This is a genomic window from Bacillus sp. Cr_A10 (genome assembly GCF_029222665.1).
Classification (GTDB): Bacteria; Bacillota; Bacilli; order Bacillales_A; family Planococcaceae; genus Psychrobacillus.
The window spans coordinates 21,623-38,192 of the sequence record NZ_JARHXR010000009.1; the positions used below are offsets into that span (position 1 = coordinate 21,623).

General features: G+C 35.4%; 21 protein-coding genes and 1 other annotated feature. Of the genes, 19 read left to right on the forward strand and 2 right to left on the reverse strand.

Annotated elements, in window-relative coordinates; genetic code table 11:
- Window positions 1–28 precede the first annotated feature (28 nt).
- The gene (locus P2Q73_RS07010; protein ID WP_056831524.1) at window positions 29–832 is read right to left on the reverse strand and encodes an ATP-grasp domain-containing protein; all 804 of its coding nucleotides are present in this window, start codon (window positions 830–832) and stop codon (window positions 29–31) included.
- A complete protein-coding gene (locus P2Q73_RS07015; protein ID WP_053588744.1) occupies window positions 829–1,710 on the reverse strand; it encodes an ATP-grasp domain-containing protein in 882 nt (293 codons plus the stop codon). The genes P2Q73_RS07010 and P2Q73_RS07015 overlap by 4 nt, the downstream gene beginning before the upstream one ends.
- Window positions 1,711–1,798: 88 nt before the next feature.
- Here P2Q73_RS07015 and P2Q73_RS07020 point away from each other — a divergent pair, with 88 nt between their 5' ends.
- The 19 genes from P2Q73_RS07020 (at window position 1,799) to obgE (ending at window position 16,565) form a co-directional block, all read left to right on the forward strand.
- The gene (locus P2Q73_RS07020) at window positions 1,799–3,022 is read left to right on the forward strand and encodes a bifunctional folylpolyglutamate synthase/dihydrofolate synthase (RefSeq protein WP_275785230.1); all 1,224 of its coding nucleotides are present in this window, start codon (window positions 1,799–1,801) and stop codon (window positions 3,020–3,022) included.
- Window positions 3,023–3,120: 98 nt separating this feature from the next.
- Window positions 3,121–4,824, forward strand: coding sequence for a sensor domain-containing diguanylate cyclase (locus P2Q73_RS07025; RefSeq protein ID WP_056831530.1), 1,704 nt, complete (start codon window positions 3,121–3,123; stop codon window positions 4,822–4,824).
- Between the two features lie 300 nt (window positions 4,825–5,124).
- Window positions 5,125–5,349, forward strand: coding sequence for a hypothetical protein (locus P2Q73_RS07030; protein ID WP_275785232.1), 225 nt, complete (start codon window positions 5,125–5,127; stop codon window positions 5,347–5,349).
- 15 nt (window positions 5,350–5,364) lie between these two features.
- Window positions 5,365–6,120 carry a prepilin peptidase gene (locus P2Q73_RS07035; RefSeq protein WP_275785234.1) on the forward strand — a complete coding sequence of 252 codons (756 nt, stop codon included), beginning with the start codon at window positions 5,365–5,367 and terminating at the stop codon, window positions 6,118–6,120.
- Between the two features lie 87 nt (window positions 6,121–6,207).
- Window positions 6,208–6,849 (forward strand): hypothetical protein, encoded by a 642-nt coding sequence (locus P2Q73_RS07040; protein WP_056831534.1) that lies wholly within the window; start codon window positions 6,208–6,210, stop codon window positions 6,847–6,849.
- Between the two features lie 94 nt (window positions 6,850–6,943).
- Window positions 6,944–7,546 (forward strand): Maf family protein, encoded by a 603-nt coding sequence (locus P2Q73_RS07045; RefSeq protein WP_275785240.1) that lies wholly within the window; start codon window positions 6,944–6,946, stop codon window positions 7,544–7,546.
- Window positions 7,543–8,241 (forward strand): RadC family protein, encoded by a 699-nt coding sequence (gene radC / locus P2Q73_RS07050; RefSeq protein ID WP_056831538.1) that lies wholly within the window; start codon window positions 7,543–7,545, stop codon window positions 8,239–8,241. The genes P2Q73_RS07045 and radC overlap by 4 nt, the downstream gene beginning before the upstream one ends.
- A 95-nt stretch (window positions 8,242–8,336) precedes the next feature.
- A complete protein-coding gene (locus P2Q73_RS07055; RefSeq protein WP_053588761.1) occupies window positions 8,337–9,353 on the forward strand; it encodes a rod shape-determining protein in 1,017 nt (338 codons plus the stop codon).
- A 16-nt stretch (window positions 9,354–9,369) separates the two neighbouring features.
- Window positions 9,370–10,272: a rod shape-determining protein MreC gene (gene mreC / locus P2Q73_RS07060; protein WP_275785245.1), complete on the forward strand. Its 903-nt coding sequence runs from the start codon at window positions 9,370–9,372 to the stop codon at window positions 10,270–10,272.
- Window positions 10,269–10,796, forward strand: coding sequence for a rod shape-determining protein MreD (gene mreD / locus P2Q73_RS07065; protein WP_056831542.1), 528 nt, complete (start codon window positions 10,269–10,271; stop codon window positions 10,794–10,796). Before mreC ends, mreD begins: the two co-directional genes overlap by 4 nt.
- Before the next feature lie 36 nt (window positions 10,797–10,832).
- A complete protein-coding gene (gene minC, locus P2Q73_RS07070) occupies window positions 10,833–11,504 on the forward strand; it encodes a septum site-determining protein MinC (protein WP_053588764.1) in 672 nt (223 codons plus the stop codon).
- 1 nt (window position 11,505) lies between these two features.
- Window positions 11,506–12,306 carry a septum site-determining protein MinD gene (gene minD / locus P2Q73_RS07075; protein WP_053588765.1) on the forward strand — a complete coding sequence of 267 codons (801 nt, stop codon included), beginning with the start codon at window positions 11,506–11,508 and terminating at the stop codon, window positions 12,304–12,306.
- A gap of 92 nt (window positions 12,307–12,398) precedes the next feature.
- Entirely contained in the window at window positions 12,399–12,944 is a 546-nt protein-coding gene (locus tag P2Q73_RS07080; RefSeq protein ID WP_056831544.1) for a hypothetical protein, read from the forward strand.
- Window positions 12,945–13,014: 70 nt separating this feature from the next.
- Window positions 13,015–13,533 (forward strand): M50 family metallopeptidase, encoded by a 519-nt coding sequence (locus P2Q73_RS07085; protein WP_275785253.1) that lies wholly within the window; start codon window positions 13,015–13,017, stop codon window positions 13,531–13,533.
- A gap of 51 nt (window positions 13,534–13,584) precedes the next feature.
- Window positions 13,585–13,664 (forward strand) — a sequence feature (ribosomal protein L21 leader region).
- A gap of 12 nt (window positions 13,665–13,676) precedes the next feature.
- On the forward strand, window positions 13,677–13,985 hold the full coding sequence (gene rplU, locus P2Q73_RS07090) for a 50S ribosomal protein L21 (RefSeq protein WP_053588768.1): 309 nt from the start codon (window positions 13,677–13,679) through the stop codon (window positions 13,983–13,985).
- Between the two features lies 1 nt (window position 13,986).
- Entirely contained in the window at window positions 13,987–14,322 is a 336-nt protein-coding gene (locus tag P2Q73_RS07095) for a ribosomal-processing cysteine protease Prp (RefSeq protein ID WP_053588769.1), read from the forward strand.
- A 12-nt stretch (window positions 14,323–14,334) separates the two neighbouring features.
- Window positions 14,335–14,625 (forward strand): 50S ribosomal protein L27, encoded by a 291-nt coding sequence (gene rpmA, locus P2Q73_RS07100; RefSeq protein ID WP_053588770.1) that lies wholly within the window; start codon window positions 14,335–14,337, stop codon window positions 14,623–14,625.
- 111 nt (window positions 14,626–14,736) lie between these two features.
- The gene (locus tag P2Q73_RS07105; protein WP_275785259.1) at window positions 14,737–15,270 is read left to right on the forward strand and encodes a Spo0B domain-containing protein; all 534 of its coding nucleotides are present in this window, start codon (window positions 14,737–14,739) and stop codon (window positions 15,268–15,270) included.
- A 5-nt stretch (window positions 15,271–15,275) separates the two neighbouring features.
- A complete protein-coding gene (gene obgE / locus P2Q73_RS07110; protein WP_053588772.1) occupies window positions 15,276–16,565 on the forward strand; it encodes a GTPase ObgE in 1,290 nt (429 codons plus the stop codon).
- The last annotated feature ends 5 nt before the right edge of the window (window positions 16,566–16,570 follow it).

Sequence of the window (16,570 nt, forward strand, 5' to 3'; positions counted from 1 at the left end):
AGAAAAAAGAGTGAGCTAAAAACTCGGCTCACTCTTTTTCTTTTAATTTCTTATTAATATATTCCATGATTGGTATGGCAATATCTTTATTAGTAGTAGCAAAATAAGATCTTGCACCAACCGGATCTTCTATTTCATTAAACAACCAACTACCATCAGGCAGTAAGAGAAAGTCTATGCCAATGTAATCGCTTTTTAATGCTTTAGCTATTTTTTCCACATCTTTAATTTGTGCACTACTTAAATCGTATTTTTCTACGGTACCACCGAGAGTATAATTTGATTTAAAACTGTCTTCTGCACCAGTTCGTTTTACTGCTCCGACTACTTCTGATCCAAGCATAAATACTCGGACATCCGTTGCATTTGTTTCAATATACTTTTGTGCAATAATCGTTTTAGAATCATGCGCACGAATAAAGACATTTGCATGATCTTTCGTATGGCATAATTCTACCTGTGACCCACCATGACCATCGATTGTTTTTATGACAACAGGGTAATGAGAGATATCTGTTATTGTCTTTATTTTTCTAGTAGGCACAGTTTGAATTCCTAGTAGCTGAACAAGCTGAATGGCTTTCCATTTATCGTTCGCAATTACATTCACTTCTGCGCGATTAAACATTGGAATATCCCTTTGTTCTAACTGCTTAGAAAGTTGAGGGTTCCTTGCTCTGAAAAAGACGAAATCTGCATCTGGAATAGAGGAACTTCGATCATCTATTATAGTCATGGAAAGACCATGTTTTTCTCCAGCATTTATTAACCGTTCTATAAAGCTTCTATTTCTTTCAATTTCATGTAACTCATAAACTAGTAAGCCTTTCATATTAGAACTGTTCCTACTTTTGATAATGCATAGCTAATCATAGCATCTCCAACATTAATACCGGTCACATTATAAATGTTACGAATATGGGCTACTCCATTTACTTCACATACAAGTGGTTCTTCATCTTCACCAAATAATAAATCTACTCCTGCGAACTCTGCATTTAGCGCCTGAGCAGCATGTATAGCCACTTCTTTTTGTCTTTCTGTAAGTTCTATTTGAGAGGCAGTTCCACCATTTGTAATATTTGCACGAAAATCTGTTTCGGAATGACGATGCATACAAGCGATTACCTGTCCGCCTACGACATTAACTCGAATGTCACGTCCTCTACTATTTTCAATAAACTCTTGAAAAACATATTCTTTTCCATTAAGTTCTTCAACTTTTTCAAAAAACTGTTCCTTTGTTTCTATTAGATAGACTTTAAAACCAAAAGAGCCATGTGCTTCTTTTATTATCATAGGTAATTTAATAGTTTCTAAAACTTGTTCATAATAACCAGTATGTTGAATTGTAAAGTCCGTGTACACTTTTGGTGCAATGATTGTACGAGGCATTGGGACTTGTGCTTTGGCAAGTAACATATACTGGCGTGCTTTGTTATCACATATTTCAATTATATCGGGATCATTAAAAACAGGAATGCCTTCATTTTTGAGAAACTTTGCAAGCAAAATGTCTTTATCTAAAAAGATGACAAAATCTGGTCTAGTATCCCTTAATCCTAGCTGGACGTCCATTAATAATTCGTAATTCTTTACTAATGTTGCTTGTATGCCTTGTTTAATTGCTGCTTCTTGAAGAAGAAGGGCCTGGTCGATAAATTTTTCATCTGTAAGACTTCCGTTGTATACAATCCAACATGTTTGCATAATGATTGACCTCCGCTAGTGCGTGATATAATAGTGTTTATAAAGAAGTTTAGCACGAAATTATATGAGAAGGAATAGGGTGAACGACGTGGAAATAAATAATTTTAATTTATATAAAAATAAATGGAATATTAAAAGTGAATCTATTATAAAACCTGGGTTAGATTCCATAAAGAAAGCACTAGAGAAGCTTGATAATCCTCAAAATAAACATAAAACCATTCATGTTGCAGGTACGAATGGGAAAGGATCTACCATTGCATTTATGAGAGCTATCGCAAAGGAACACGGTTTAAGCTACGGATCCTTTACTTCACCAAGTATTATTGATGTGCATGACCAAATCCAATTAAACGGTGTAAATGTTAAGCCAGAACAAATGGATATGGCATTCGAAAAGATGCAACGAGCTAATTTAAGCGGAATGCTTACTGATTTTGAATTACTAACAGTTGCAGCATTCTTAGTTTTTGAAACTGAAACATTGGATATTGTGTTTATAGAGGCTGGTATGGGTGGAAGATTTGACAGTACAAACGTATTTCAAAAATCGTTAGCTGTAATACCTAGTATTTCAATCGATCATACAAACTTTTTAGGAGATACAATTGAAAAAATTAGTTGGCATAAGGCAGGAATATTGAAAGAAGATAGCAAATTAATTATAGGGCAATTAGAGCCACAAGCAAAAACTGTTTTTCTTCAAGAAGCACTTGAAAAGAAGGGTGTAATTATTGAATATGGTAATGATTTTATTGTACATAATAATTCGTATTCATATGACAAGACTGTTTTTAATGGATTACATCCGAGTATGCTAGGGAACCATCAGAAATCAAATATGGCTATAGCAATAACTGCACTTTTGGAAAGTAGTTTCCCATTAGATGAAAGTAAAATTCAATTGGCTGTTAAACATGCTCGAATGCAAGGAAGAATGGAGAGAATAGAGGAAAATCTATATTTTGATGGTGCTCATAACAAAGCGAGTATTGATTCATTGGTAGAAACGATTAAATCTAATTTCCCACATAAAAATATTCATTTTATTGTAGGTATTCTAAAAGACAAAGATTATATATATATGTTGAGAAAATTAGAAAAAATAGGTTCATCTTTTGAATTTGTACAATTCCATCATGAACGGGCATTACCGCCTAGTGAATTATATAAACACTGTTTACACGATGATAAACGTATTACTAAAGATATGGAAGAATTTTTGTTTAAAAATATTCAAAATAATGATGTTACTATTGTCACAGGTTCGTTGTATTTTATTTCAGAGTTAAGATTAAAAACAGGTAAATAGTAGTTGAAATTTTCAGAGATTTAAGTGATATAATTTAGTCAATTGGTTAATAAGCTAATAGTAACAGATAAATTTTTTAGGGGGAGAATAATAGTCCTATGAATATATCAGTAAAAGCCAAAAGAAATATTTTCATATTGTGGTTATTAGTCGTACCTTTAGGGTCTTTTTTAGTTTATCGATATGCTCCAAGTAGGCATGTTGAATGGGATGCTTATTTAATCCTCTTGTTATTAGTTTTATTAACAACTAGTTTTCCATTTTATATCTCAGGTAATACAATGTTTCTTAGTCAATGGGTTTCTCTAGCCGCATTTTTGAATTATGGGATATTTGCCGAACTGGTTCTTATGCAATTGTGTTTAATACCGATTGCTTTTCATATGAAAGTTAACAAAGATAATTTTTATCGCATCGCGTTTAGCTCTTTCATGTTCTTCATTATTTCGGTGGTCTGCGGTACTGTTGTACATTTTCTTGGTTACAATTTAGGGTCCCTAGTAGTACAAGATGTTCTTCTCTTTGGTACAATTTACGCTCTTTGTGATGTCATTTTAAATCATGCAATCATTTATTTAAGAAATTCTTCGTTTGGAACCAATCCAAAATTATTAGACGAGTCTACCGTATGGGATATTGTAGGATTAACGATTACATTACCTTTTGGGATAAGCTTATATTTTTTAGAGAGCTATGTAGGTACTATAGCATTTGTTCTTTTAGGCTTGCCTTTTTTAATGATTACGCTTTTAGTTCGTTTATATAGCACCTCCGAGAAAGTAAATGCGGATCTTAATAAAGCGAGTCAATTTGGACATGAGCTTGCAGAACGAATGACTGGTAAAGAGATAATTGATTTGTTCATGGAGCGTATTACAAAGATGTTCCCCATCGATTCAGCCTATATAGTCGATGATTTATATGGTAAATTTCAAATATTACGTGCAAGAGAAGATGGAGAAAATGTGGAGCTATTTTTTGCGCCAGAAGATCTAGATAGTACTCTTGCAGGTATCATCTATAAAAAAGGGATTCCAACCTTATATGACAAACAAAGCGAATGGATTGAAATGAAACCACCATTTCTTGCAACTGATATGCAAAGTGTAATGTGCGTACCCATCTATCGAAATCAAAAAATAGAAGGTGTTCTAGTGCTTGCTTCACGTAAAAAATACGCTTTTGAGGCATACCAACTAAAAATGGTTCATTTATTATGTTCATATTTTGCGGTTTCTGTGGAAAAAGCAAAGTATGTAAGAGAGGCATTGGCAAGAAGTGAACGGTGCGAGTTAACGGGTTTATATAATTACAGGTATTTAGACAAACGATTGGAATACTTTATGGAGAAATTAACTCTTGGTGAATATAAAACGGTGTCATTAATTATGATGGACATTGATCATTTTAAATCCGTCAATGATACATACGGACACCACAGCGGAAACATGATTTTAAAAGAGTTTGCTAATGTAATCAGTACTGAAATTGGTTCAAATGGAACAGTTGCAAGGTATGGAGGAGAAGAATTTGTCATCTTACTTCCTAACTATACGAAAGTAGAAGCAACCAATATTGCTGAACGATTAAGACGAAAAATTGAACAAAACCCATTTGTCGTACAGTTAGATTTAGATGTAGTTTCGCGGGAAGAAATTATCTTTTTAACAGCCAGCATCGGAGTTTCCACTGCTCCTGAAGATAGCGATGAAGGAATGTCACTGCTTCGAAATGCAGACCGTGCATTATATATTGGTGCGAAGCAAGCGGGTAGAAATAAAGTTGCGGAATATGTGAAATAGAAGAATGAGAAAAGAGAATCTTAGTTTAAGAAGATTCTCTTTTTTATATGTTTATGCAAGTGTCTTTAGATTTAGAGTATCAAATAAAAATCTCCGATGGTAAAATAGTATTAATCTAACTAGCTGTGCTTATGCTGAAAATAATATAGTATAGTTATATTCTTACACTTTTGCTTTTAAATACATATTTGCGAAATTATAAATTTGAGGAATCATGGATGTGCAAGTACAGGAGATTACTAATTTTGACCCACCATGCAGTACGGAAGAAAGTTCAACTATAGATTTTGATATTCAATCTTGTTACTCTGCTACCATAAGCCTGAATTATTTAGTGATAAGAAGTCGGGTTTCCTCATTATAGTTGCTCTAGTGTTTGTCATTATTGGTGCAATCTATTATTTTCTGATATATCCTCTCAAGGAAGAAAAACAATTAAAAGAAGTAACTGTCAGTTGGGTTCGAACAGAGGTAGCTGTTTTACAAACAGAATTAGCCTCTTCTGAAGTAGAAAGTGATGAGTAATAAGGAGCTAACTAAATGGAAATCGTCCTAACAATATTATTTTTCATATATGGTCTAATTTTTGGCTCGTTTTTCAATGTAGTTGGATTACGTATTCCAAAAGGCGAATCCATTGTTCGACCGCCATCTCATTGTACTGTTTGTAATCGGAAACTCACTGCTCGTGATTTGATGCCTGTCCTTTCCTATTTGTTTTTACAAGGGAAATGTGGAGGTTGTGGGACGAAGATTCATTGGATGTATCCTGTGATGGAACTTGTCACTGGCCTCTTATTTGCTTTTGCTTTTACTCAACTTGACTTCAATTTAGAGTTGATTTTGGCCATCTTATTTATTTCTCTACTAGTCATTATTACTGTATCGGATATTGCCTATATGCTTATACCTGATAAGATTCTTTTGTTTTTTTTAGTTCCTTTGATTGTTGCAAGAATCTTCTCCCCTTTAACACCTTGGTGGGATAGTATTGTGGGAGCTGTAATTGGATTTGGTATATTATTTTTAATTGCTGTATTGTCGAAAGGTGGTATGGGCGGAGGGGATATTAAATTATTTTTTGTCATCGGAGTAGTTTTAGGGACGATGCATACGCTCTTAACACTTTTTTTGGCTTCTCTTATAGGTGCAGTTGTGGGTATGATCTCTTTAAGAATAGCTAAAAAAGGTAGGAAAACACCCATACCTTTTGGACCTTCCATTGCGATTGCTGCTATTATTACCTATTTTTTTGGCGATACCCTTGTCGATTGGTATGTGAATATGTTTTTTTAACTCGATAAGTTTTTTGGACGAGCCGACATAGGTCTCGTCTTTTTTTAATTACTTAATGATAAGGTTGTGGGTAAAAGGGGTGAGCACATGCCGATTAGAAGGAGGAACCCGAGAAAAAAAGTAATACTGGCGGGTATACAGGGATTAGTTATCGGAGTTGTAGGAGTGTTGTTATTTGGTTTTATTTTAAACATGTCGAATGATAAAAAAGTGGAAGAACAAGCCCAAGAACAAGTTTCTACACCTACGAACGAGAAAGAAACAGATGAGAAAGTAGAAGTTACTGGGGAAGCTGCTCTACCATTTAAAGCGAAGCAGTACGGTATGTTTACTTCTAAGGAAAGTGCAATGTCCTTTATAAGCACTCAACCTAGTCTTGAAAAAGCAAGTATCGTAAGAGTAGGAAACGAATTTTATGTGTGGAGTGAACTTTTTGTAAATGAGGTAAGTACAAGCGAGGGTGATGTTCTACCCACGTTTCTAAAAACGATTAATATTTCCACAAATGCTTGTGCAGATCCAAAAGTAAAAAATATCATCAATATATTACAGGAAGAAAAACTATCAAAAAATTATTTTGACTCTATAGCCAAAAAAGAAAATTATCCAGATGACATGATGAAAATAGTGACTGCTGTATCAACGTTTTCGGATGTTTCCTCGGTAATTAGACTACATGTATTTACGCATTATTTAGAGCAAAACGATTGCTTAAAATTGAATTTTTGATAGTTAAAAGTAATCAAAATTGAATTGTAATGGATTTATACACAATTTCCCTTTGTTCTAATCTTTTGTATCCTAATATAAAGGGGGAATAAGAATGAATCTTATTACAAAAGATAAACTAATTTTAGCAAGTGAGTCACCTAGAAGAAAAGAACTTTTTAGTAAATTAGGCGTACCATTTGAAATCCAGCCAGCTGGGGTTGATGAAGAGCTCGAGGGTTTATATGAACCAGAGGAATTTGCTATAGCCATTGCAGATCTAAAAGCGAATGATATTGCACAGAAAAATCCAGGAGCAATCATAATTGCTGCTGATACAACTGTTCGAATAGGAAAGGCATTATTAACGAAGCCAACAAACAATGCGCAGGCGGTAAAGTTTCTCAAGCTTCTGTCAGGAAAGGTTCATCATGTAATTACTGGTGTTTCTATTGTGGGGCCAGATCTTAATCTTGCATTTGCAGAAACTACTTTAGTTAAATTTTATGAGTTATCTGATGAAGAAATTAATGCATATGTTGAATCTGGTGATCCATTGGATAAAGCAGGTGGATATGGAATCCAAACGATGGGAGGACTTTTTGTTGAAAAGATTCAAGGTGATTATAATAATGTTGTAGGTCTTCCTATAAGCCGGTTATATCAAACGCTCTTAAAGCTTGGGGTAATAGAATTCGCGAGGGAGACGTCTAAATGACTGTAGATTTAACTCCAACGTTAATGATTCGTGATGTCCATATTGCAGATCGCCCTCGAGAAAGATTAATAAGACAAGGGGCACAAAGCTTGTCCAACCAAGAATTAATAGCTATCTTGCTTCGTACCGGTACGAAGCAAGAGTCTGTGCTTCACTTAGCAAATCGTGTCCTCCATTTTATCGAACAAATTCAAGAATTAAAAAATGCTACGCTAGAAGAAATTATGTCAGTAAAAGGCATAGGTCAAGCGAAAGCTGTCCAGTTACTTGCAGCGGTTGAGTTAGGTCGAAGATTATCGCAGCAAAAAACAGATGAAAAGTTTACCATTCGTTCTCCAAAAGATGCCGCAACATACTTAATGCATGATATGACTTCATTAACGCAAGAGCATTTTGTCGTTTTGTTTTTGAATGTTAAAAATCAAATTCTCCATAAACAGACAATCTTCATAGGTTCGCTTAATGCTTCGATTGTTCATCCACGAGAGATTTTCCGCGAAGCTGTAAAAAGATCAGCTGCTTCTATTATATGTGCACATAATCACCCTTCTGGTAATCCATCTCCATCCTCAGAAGATATTGACGTTACAAAGAGATTGCTAGAGGCTGGACAGATTATCGGTATCGATTTACTTGATCATGTTATTATAGGTGATCATCAATTTATTAGTTTAAAAGAAAAGGGGTACATGTGACACTGTGCATTTTCCTTTCTTTCCGTTATAATGGGAGTTATGACTTTGAATCATTTAAATGAAACTTGCGTTAGATGGAAAGGGAGTAAAAAATAGTGTTTGGATTTGGATCTAGAGATGTAGGGATTGATTTAGGAACAGCGAATACGCTTGTTTTTATTAAAGGGAAGGGTATTGTGTTAAGAGAGCCTTCTGTAGTTGCTAAAAATGTACAAAATGGTGCAATTGTTGCAGTTGGTAATGATGCGAAAAATATGATCGGCCGTACACCGGGCTCAATCGTAGCTATTCGTCCAATGAAAGATGGGGTAATCGCAGATTTTGATACAACTTCTGCGATGATAGAATATTATTTGAAAAATGCTATGAAAGCATCTGGTATGTCTTGGAGCAAACCGAATGTGATGATATGTGTGCCTTATGGTATTACTTCTGTGGAACAACGTGCTGTAATAGATGCTGCTAAACAAGCAGGAGCTCGTGATGCATTAACGATAGAAGAACCTTTTGCAGCTGCAATAGGATCCAACTTACCTGTATGGGAACCTACTGGAAGTATGGTCGTTGATATAGGTGGAGGTACGACGGAAGTAGCTGTAATTTCACTTGGTGGTATTGTGACGAGTGAGTCTGTTCGAGTTGGTGGCGATGCAATGGACCAGGCGATTACTAGTTATGTCCGTAAAACGTATAACCTAACGATTGGTGAGCGTACTGCGGAAGCGATAAAAATCGAAATAGGATCTGCTAGAGTCACAACAGAGGAAGATACGATGGATATTCGTGGACGAGACCTCGTAACAGGCTTACCTAAAACGATTGATATCTCTTCAAAAGAAATTTCCAACGCACTTCGTGAATCGATTGCGGCTATTATCGATGGAGTGAAGAAAACACTTGAACAAACACCTCCAGAATTATCTGCTGACGTTATGGAGCGTGGTATTATGCTTACAGGTGGTGGAGCACTACTTAAAAATTTAGATAAAGTAATTAGTGAACAGACCAATATGCCTGTATTTATTGCGGAAAATCCTTTAGATTGTGTTGCTATTGGTACTGGTAAAGCACTTGATCATATGGGATTATTAAAACGTCAACAAACGAAATAATAAGGGGAAGTGAGCCATGCCACAATTTTTTTCAAATAAGCGATTAATATTGCTGCTTGTAGGGATGATATTTCTTGTGGCACTCATCAGCTTTTCTTTGCGCGATCGGAATCATGCATCTATGCCAGAACAACTTATTAAAGATGTGGTCGGCCTTGGACAATCCTTTTTTTCCAAGCCGACTCAGTATGTTACTGGTGTTTTTAATAATGTAGAATCACTACTTAATACATATGATGAAAACAAACGATTGAAAGCAAGATTAGAGGATTATGCCTCCTTACAAGCAGAAGTCAATGATTTAGAAAATGAAAATCAGAAGTTACGAGATATTGTTGATAAAGAAGAGGATCTTCGAGCTTATAATCCAATTCAAGCAACTGTTATCGCAAGAAATCCGGACCAATGGGAAGAAAAGATTATTATTGATAGAGGAGAATTACATGGAATAGAAGTGAACATGGCTGTTATGACTTCTCAAGGACTAATTGGGAAAGTCATTTTAACTACACCCTACACCTCTACTGTTGAACTTTTATCTACACAAAATCCAAACTACCGAGTGTCCGCGGTTATATCAGATAAAGAAGAGGTTTTTGGATTAATAGAAGGCTATGATGAAAAGCGAAAAGAGCTTATTTTGAAGCGAATAGATTCTGATTTTGATGTGAAAAAAGGTCAAAAAGTTACAACTTCTGGACTAGGTGGAATCTTTCCAAAGGGTATATTAATCGGAGAAGTGACTGAAGTGACGACAGACGATTATGGATTGACAAAACTAGCGTATATTAAACCAGCAGCCAACTTTTCTATTTTAGACCACGTGATTATTTCTAAGCGTTCAATGTCTACAATTGATGGAACGGATGGAGAAAATACCGAGAGGGATTTAACAGAAGGCGCAGGGGACGGCTCATGATTCGTTTTTTAGTTATTATCATTTCGGTTCTATTATTTTATATGGAACCGATTTTTGGACTTTTCTCACCAATAGAAATAAATGGGGATTTCTTTGTTTTGGTTCCTCGCTTCTTAATCATGTACTTAATTTTTGTATCCATATATTATGACCGAAAACGTGCCATGTTATTTGGATTGTTTTTTGGACTCTTGTACGATGTCTTTTTCATTGATATTATTGGATTATATTCTTTTATTTATCCATTAATGTGTTTAGTTGCTAGTTTAGTTGTAAAATATGTTCATCAGCATTTATTGGTGGCTACAGTTTTAACACTAATTTTAGTAGCGGTTGTAGAGTTATTATTGTTTTTCTTTTATACTTTTATCGGTATAAAAAGTATGACATTTGTAGATTTTTATAAATTTAATCTTCTCCCAACAATGATTGCTAATTTTGTTTTCCTAGCAATGTTCGGGTGGGGATTTAAATACATTCTTCTAAATCGGTTTAATCAAAAGGCGTTATTAATGCAAAAATAAAGCTTTACGGTAGACAGTGGATCTGAGGTGACTTGATTGACAAAAAAGCAGTTAATATCGATTAAAGGAACGAAAGAGGGCCTTGTATTACGGCTAGACGATCAGTGTTCATATGCAGAGCTTTTAGAAGAGTTAGCCAAAAAGGTTTCGGATGAAGGTTTTGAAGGTCAAGCTGAAGTGCTTTTACAACTTGGAAATCGTTACTGCAACGACGAACAGGCCAAAGAAATTATTAACTGTGTAGAACAAACAGAACATCTTCGAGTTACGAAGATTCAAAGTGAAGTAATGACTGTAGAAGAATGCAACAAAAAATTGCTAGAAAATCAGTCAGAAACTTATGTAGGTATAGTAAGGTCTGGTCAGGTAATTACTGCTTTAGGTGACTTAGTGGTAATTGGTGACGTTAATCCCAACGGAAGAGTAGTTGCTGGTGGGAATGTCTTTGTATTAGGTAGACTAAAAGGGATTGCACATGCTGGCTCTAATGGTAAAAGAGATGCTGTCATTGCGGCATCTTGGTTAGAGGCCACGCATTTAATAATTGATAATGTAGTAGAAACGATGACAGACGAGTTAAGTGTTTTATCGGAGCAACCAGAAATGGAATGTGCTTATTTACATACAAATGGATCAATAGCAATAGATCGCTTACAAGAACTTAGATTAATAAGACCGAATCTATCGACATTTAAAGGAGGAAGCTAATGTGGGAGAAGCAATCGTAATAACTTCTGGTAAAGGTGGGGTAGGTAAAACAACTACAACTGCAAACCTTGGAACTGCATTGGCTCTTCAAGGGAAAAAAGTTTGTTTAATGGATACAGATATCGGTTTGAGAAATTTAGACGTTGTGCTTGGACTTGAAAATAGAATTATTTATGATTTAGTAGATGTTGTGGAAGGTCGTTGCAAAATTCATCAGGCGTTAGTGAAAGACAAACGTTTTGAGGATAAATTATATTTATTGCCAGCTGCCCAAACAACTGATAAAAATGCAGTAACACCTGAGCAGATGAAAGAACTCGTAACGGAATTGAAACGAGATTACGAATATGTATTAATTGATTGCCCTGCTGGTATTGAACAAGGATATAAAAATGCAATAGCTGGTGCTGACAAAGCAATAGTTGTCACAACACCTGAGATTTCTGCAGTCCGTGACGCAGATCGAATCATCGGTTTATTAGAACAGGAGGAATCGATTGATCCACCTAAGCTAATTATTAACCGCATCCGTCAACATTTAATGACGAAAGGTGAAGCACTCGATATTAATGAAATAACTACGCATTTATCTATTGATTTATTAGGAATTGTAGCAGATGATGAAAGTGTTATCACTTCTTCCAATAAAGGGGAACCAGTTGTAATGGATCCATCAAATAGAGCGGCATTAGGTTACCGTAATATTGCCCGCCGTATCCTTGGGGAGTCTGTACCTTTGATGTCTATGGACATGCCTAAAAAAGGTGTTATGTCTAAACTAAAATCTATATTTTCTAAATAATATTCGACCGGCTTCCAAATAATTTGGAAGTCGGTTTTATTTTGTTCATGAATTTGTCCTAGCCGTCATACATTCCTACTAGGGGGAATGTTATGCTATCGAGAAAAAAATGGATGCTCGCATTTGTATTTGTCATACTATTTTTTGCGTTATCTAAATTTGAAAAGAGTGATGTACTATCAACCAATTACTCTACTACACTACTGGAACCACAAAAGCCAAGTGAAGTTTATAAAAAAATAATGACTTGGGTAAATCAACCGGATGAAGTAATAAGTGTTAGTTCACCTGTTACAACTCCTCCATTAATTGAATATAAATCAATTCAACCTTTTGAAGAGGGAGCTATTTTATCTATTAATGATTCTCAAGAGCTCTTTGCTGCGGAAAATGGCTTAATCATTTTTACAGGTTATACAAAAAAGACAGGAAAGACCCTTTCTATTTTGTATGATACTGGAGAAACTGCGACATTTGGTTTTTTAGAAGAGTTCAATCAATTACCTTATACTACGATTAATACTGGAGATATTTTTGCAACTGTTGCTAGCAATTTGCTATATGTTAAAGTAGAACAAGATGGGGAGATACTAGATACAACGGAACTAGTGGAATGGCTATCATCTGAAGATGAATAAAAAAATGTATAGAGTACATCCCGTTATGATACCTTTTTTTATATTTTTTTATTTATCTGGAGAAGTTGCTGTGTATTCCATCGTATTTGGTTCATTACTATTTCATGAGCTTGGTCATTTATTGGCGGCAAAGCTCATTGGGGCAAGAGTTATTTCGTGCACAATATTACCGTACGGTGGGGAAATCAGAATTGAGCAGTTTTCCAGATTAAAAAAAACGCAGCAATTATTAATTGTGATTTCTGGTCCATTATTTACATTATTGTTGCTAGCATTTTCTACTCTTATTGATATTCCACAAAAAAATATTATCGTTCTAACACAAATTTTAATATTATTTCTTAATTTACTTCCTATTTTTCCACTGGATGGTGGACGAGTCTTATATATATTTAACCCAAACAAATATAATGATATTGTTGGATTCTCTTTGGGATTAAGCTTTTTGATCTTCTGTGCAAGCTTGTATTGGTTTCCTAGGTTACTATCCGTCAGTATTATCTTCTTGTACTTGTTTATTTTAAACATTTCCTTTTGGAGATTTAGAAAGTACAAGCTAGCATTTGATAATATAACAAGAAGTGCTTGACGAAGCTTAGGAGATGTAGTAATATTTAAATGTTATTGTTTGTAGCAGCACCCGTTGCTACAACCGCTCTGAAAAGGTTTAAGTGTTCGAGCAATCGAATCACCTTTTATAAGGCGAGTCTTAGTCTAAGAGGAGGTGCAGGTATGTACGCAATTATTGAAACAGGTGGAAAACAAATCAAAGTTGAACAAGGGCAAGAAATCTACATTGAAAAATTAGATGTAACTGCTGATGATGTTGTAACTTTTGACAAAGTTTTATTCGTAGGTGGAAATGATGTTAAAGTTGGTGCTCCATTCGTGGAAGGTGCTAAAGTTACAGCGAAAGTTGTAAAAAACGGCAAAGCTAAAAAAATCATCGTTTTCAAATACAAAGCGAAAAAGAATTATCGTAAAAAACAAGGTCACCGTCAACCATACACAAAATTAGTAGTAGAATCTATTAGTTTATAAGATGATTAAAGTGACTGTTACAAAAGATCAATCAGGTCTTATTCATTCATTTGAAATGAAAGGACATGCTGATTTTGCCGAACATGGGAAAGATTTAGTTTGTGCAGGTGCTTCTGCTGTATCATTTGGTGCAGTGAATGCTGTCATCTCTCTTACTGAAATCACACCTATTATTAAGCAAAAGGGTGACGGAGGCTACTTATATGTCGAAGTGCCAAGTATATCGAATCCTGAAAAAGCTGCAAATATACAGCTAATTCTTGAAGCGATGATTGTATCTTTACAAACGATTGAACAAGACTATGGTAAGTATATAAAAATAACCTTCAAAAAGTAGGAGGTGGAACATATGTTGAAATTAAATCTTCAGTTTTTCGCATCCAAAAAAGGGGTAGGTTCGACTCGTAATGGTCGTGACTCTCAAGCGAAACGTCTAGGTGCTAAACGTGCTGACGGACAATTCGTATCAGGAGGATCTATTTTATATCGCCAACGCGGTACTAAAATTCACCCTGGTGAAAACGTTGGACGTGGAGGAGACGACACACTTTTTGCTAAAGTTGACGGTGTAGTACGCTTTGAGCGTTTCGGTCGCGACAAGAAAAAAGTAAGTGTATATCCTGTAGCTCAAGAAGCTTAATCAAAAAATAAAAGGACTGCATTTTGCAGTCCTTTTTCTTTTCTCTTGAGAAAAATTAAGTATTACCTGTTATACTAAATAAGGAAAGCTTACTTACGGAGCGTGTATACAATGGAGTCTAAACAAAAAACTATTAATGAAGTATTGCGTCATACAATGCATGATTATTTAAATAATTTGCATTTAATTCAGATGAACTTAGATATGGGAAGATATGATGAAGCAAAAAATCTTATACGAACGTATTCATTAAAGTGCACTCAATTTTTCGACGTGAATAATACAGGATTACTTCTTACAAATGAGTGGTTACAAACGTTTAGTTTAGCTTACAATAAAATAACATTGGAATTTGGAACCTCCATTCAAAAAGTAGGGGCAGGACATTACGATGAACCTGTAAAGAATTATTTAGAGCGATTTGTACAGACGATATATCCATTGCTTAAGGGCTATGAAGAACAGACACTAAATGTCTACATACTTACAGCTGATGTATTAGAGGTACAAGTAGAACTGAAGGGTGAATGGTCTACCTATACATGGGTTGATGAATGTTTGAATGGTTTAATGGATGTGGAGAAAGAAATAAATTCAGATTCCCATATTAAATTTAAATTAATCGCAAGAGAAAGATTGGAGTGAATTAAATGTTTGTAGATCACGTAAAAGTGTACGTCAAAGGTGGAGACGGCGGAGATGGGATGGTAGGATTCCGTCGTGAAAAGTATGTGCCTATGGGAGGTCCAGCAGGCGGTGATGGAGGAAATGGTGGCGATGTAATTTTCGTAGTTGACGAAGGATTACGCACATTAATGGATTTCCGTTATAAACGCCATTTTAAAGCAACTCGTGGAGAACATGGTCATAGTAAGAACATGCACGGTGCTAATGCAGAAGATTTATTGGTTAAAGTTCCTCCGGGAACAGTAGTGATGAATGAAGAAACAGGACAAGTTATCGCTGACTTAGTAGAACATGGACAAAAGGCTGTTATAGCTAAAGGTGGACGTGGAGGAAGAGGTAATTCTCGTTTTGCTACGCCAGCAAACCCTGCACCAGAGCTTTCTGAAAAAGGAGAGCCAGGAGTAGAATTATCTGTTACTTTAGAGCTTAAAGTTTTAGCTGATGTTGGTTTAGTAGGATTCCCAAGCGTTGGAAAGTCTACTTTATTATCAGTGGTTTCATCCGCGAAGCCTAAGATTGCTTCCTATCATTTTACAACGATCGTACCTAATTTAGGAATGGTGGAAACAGAAGATCATCGTAGTTTTGCGATGGCTGATTTACCAGGACTGATTGAAGGGGCACACCAGGGTGTAGGTCTAGGACATCAATTCCTACGTCATATAGAGCGTACAAGAGTAATTGTGCACGTAATTGATATGTCTGGTCTTGAAGGCCGTGATCCTTATGAAGATTACTTAACAATCAATGAAGAATTAAAACAATATAATCTTCGTTTAACGGAACGACCTCAAATTATCGTTGCAAATAAAATGGACATGCCAGAATCAGAAGAAAACTTGATAGCATTTCAAGAAAAAGTAGGACCAGAAGTGAAAATTTTCCCTATATCTGCGATTTCACGTCAAGGATTACAGGATTTACTATTTGCTATTGCAGATATGTTAGAAGTAGCTCCTGAATTCCCGCTGCACGATTTGACCGAGGAAGAAACAGAAACATCTGTTATGTACAAACACGAAGCGAAAAAAGACGATTTCACTATTTCAAGAGACGATGATGGTGCATTTGTGTTATCTGGTGGAACAGTGGAGCGTTTATTCAAAATGACTGACTTTAGCCGTGAAGATTCCATAAGAAGATTTTCTAGACAATTACGTGGAATGGGTATTGATGATGCTTTACGTGAGCGCGGTGCAAAAGATGGAGATACAGTACGTCTATTAGAATTTGAGTTTGAATTTATCGAATAGGGAAA

What these genes read in the sequence shown, in the direction of transcription:
- P2Q73_RS07015 (WP_053588744.1), bottom strand. Translation starts at nt 1,710, where the DNA reads ATGCAAACATGTTGGATTGTATACAACGGAAGTCTTACAGATGAAAAA.
- P2Q73_RS07010 (WP_056831524.1), bottom strand. Translation starts at nt 832, where the DNA reads ATGAAAGGCTTACTAGTTTATGAGTTACATGAAATTGAAAGAAATAGA.
- rplU (WP_053588768.1), top strand. Translation starts at nt 13,677, where the DNA reads ATGTACGCAATTATTGAAACAGGTGGAAAACAAATCAAAGTTGAACAA.
- P2Q73_RS07105 (WP_275785259.1), top strand. Translation starts at nt 14,737, where the DNA reads ATGGAGTCTAAACAAAAAACTATTAATGAAGTATTGCGTCATACAATG.
- mreD (WP_056831542.1), top strand. Translation starts at nt 10,269, where the DNA reads ATGATTCGTTTTTTAGTTATTATCATTTCGGTTCTATTATTTTATATG.
- P2Q73_RS07045 (WP_275785240.1), top strand. Translation starts at nt 6,944, where the DNA reads ATGAATCTTATTACAAAAGATAAACTAATTTTAGCAAGTGAGTCACCT.
- obgE (WP_053588772.1), top strand. Translation starts at nt 15,276, where the DNA reads ATGTTTGTAGATCACGTAAAAGTGTACGTCAAAGGTGGAGACGGCGGA.
- P2Q73_RS07035 (WP_275785234.1), top strand. Translation starts at nt 5,365, where the DNA reads ATGGAAATCGTCCTAACAATATTATTTTTCATATATGGTCTAATTTTT.
- mreC (WP_275785245.1), top strand. Translation starts at nt 9,370, where the DNA reads ATGCCACAATTTTTTTCAAATAAGCGATTAATATTGCTGCTTGTAGGG.
- P2Q73_RS07040 (WP_056831534.1), top strand. Translation starts at nt 6,208, where the DNA reads ATGCCGATTAGAAGGAGGAACCCGAGAAAAAAAGTAATACTGGCGGGT.
- P2Q73_RS07095 (WP_053588769.1), top strand. Translation starts at nt 13,987, where the DNA reads ATGATTAAAGTGACTGTTACAAAAGATCAATCAGGTCTTATTCATTCA.
- radC (WP_056831538.1), top strand. Translation starts at nt 7,543, where the DNA reads ATGACTGTAGATTTAACTCCAACGTTAATGATTCGTGATGTCCATATT.
- P2Q73_RS07025 (WP_056831530.1), top strand. Translation starts at nt 3,121, where the DNA reads ATGAATATATCAGTAAAAGCCAAAAGAAATATTTTCATATTGTGGTTA.
- P2Q73_RS07080 (WP_056831544.1), top strand. Translation starts at nt 12,399, where the DNA reads ATGCTATCGAGAAAAAAATGGATGCTCGCATTTGTATTTGTCATACTA.
- rpmA (WP_053588770.1), top strand. Translation starts at nt 14,335, where the DNA reads ATGTTGAAATTAAATCTTCAGTTTTTCGCATCCAAAAAAGGGGTAGGT.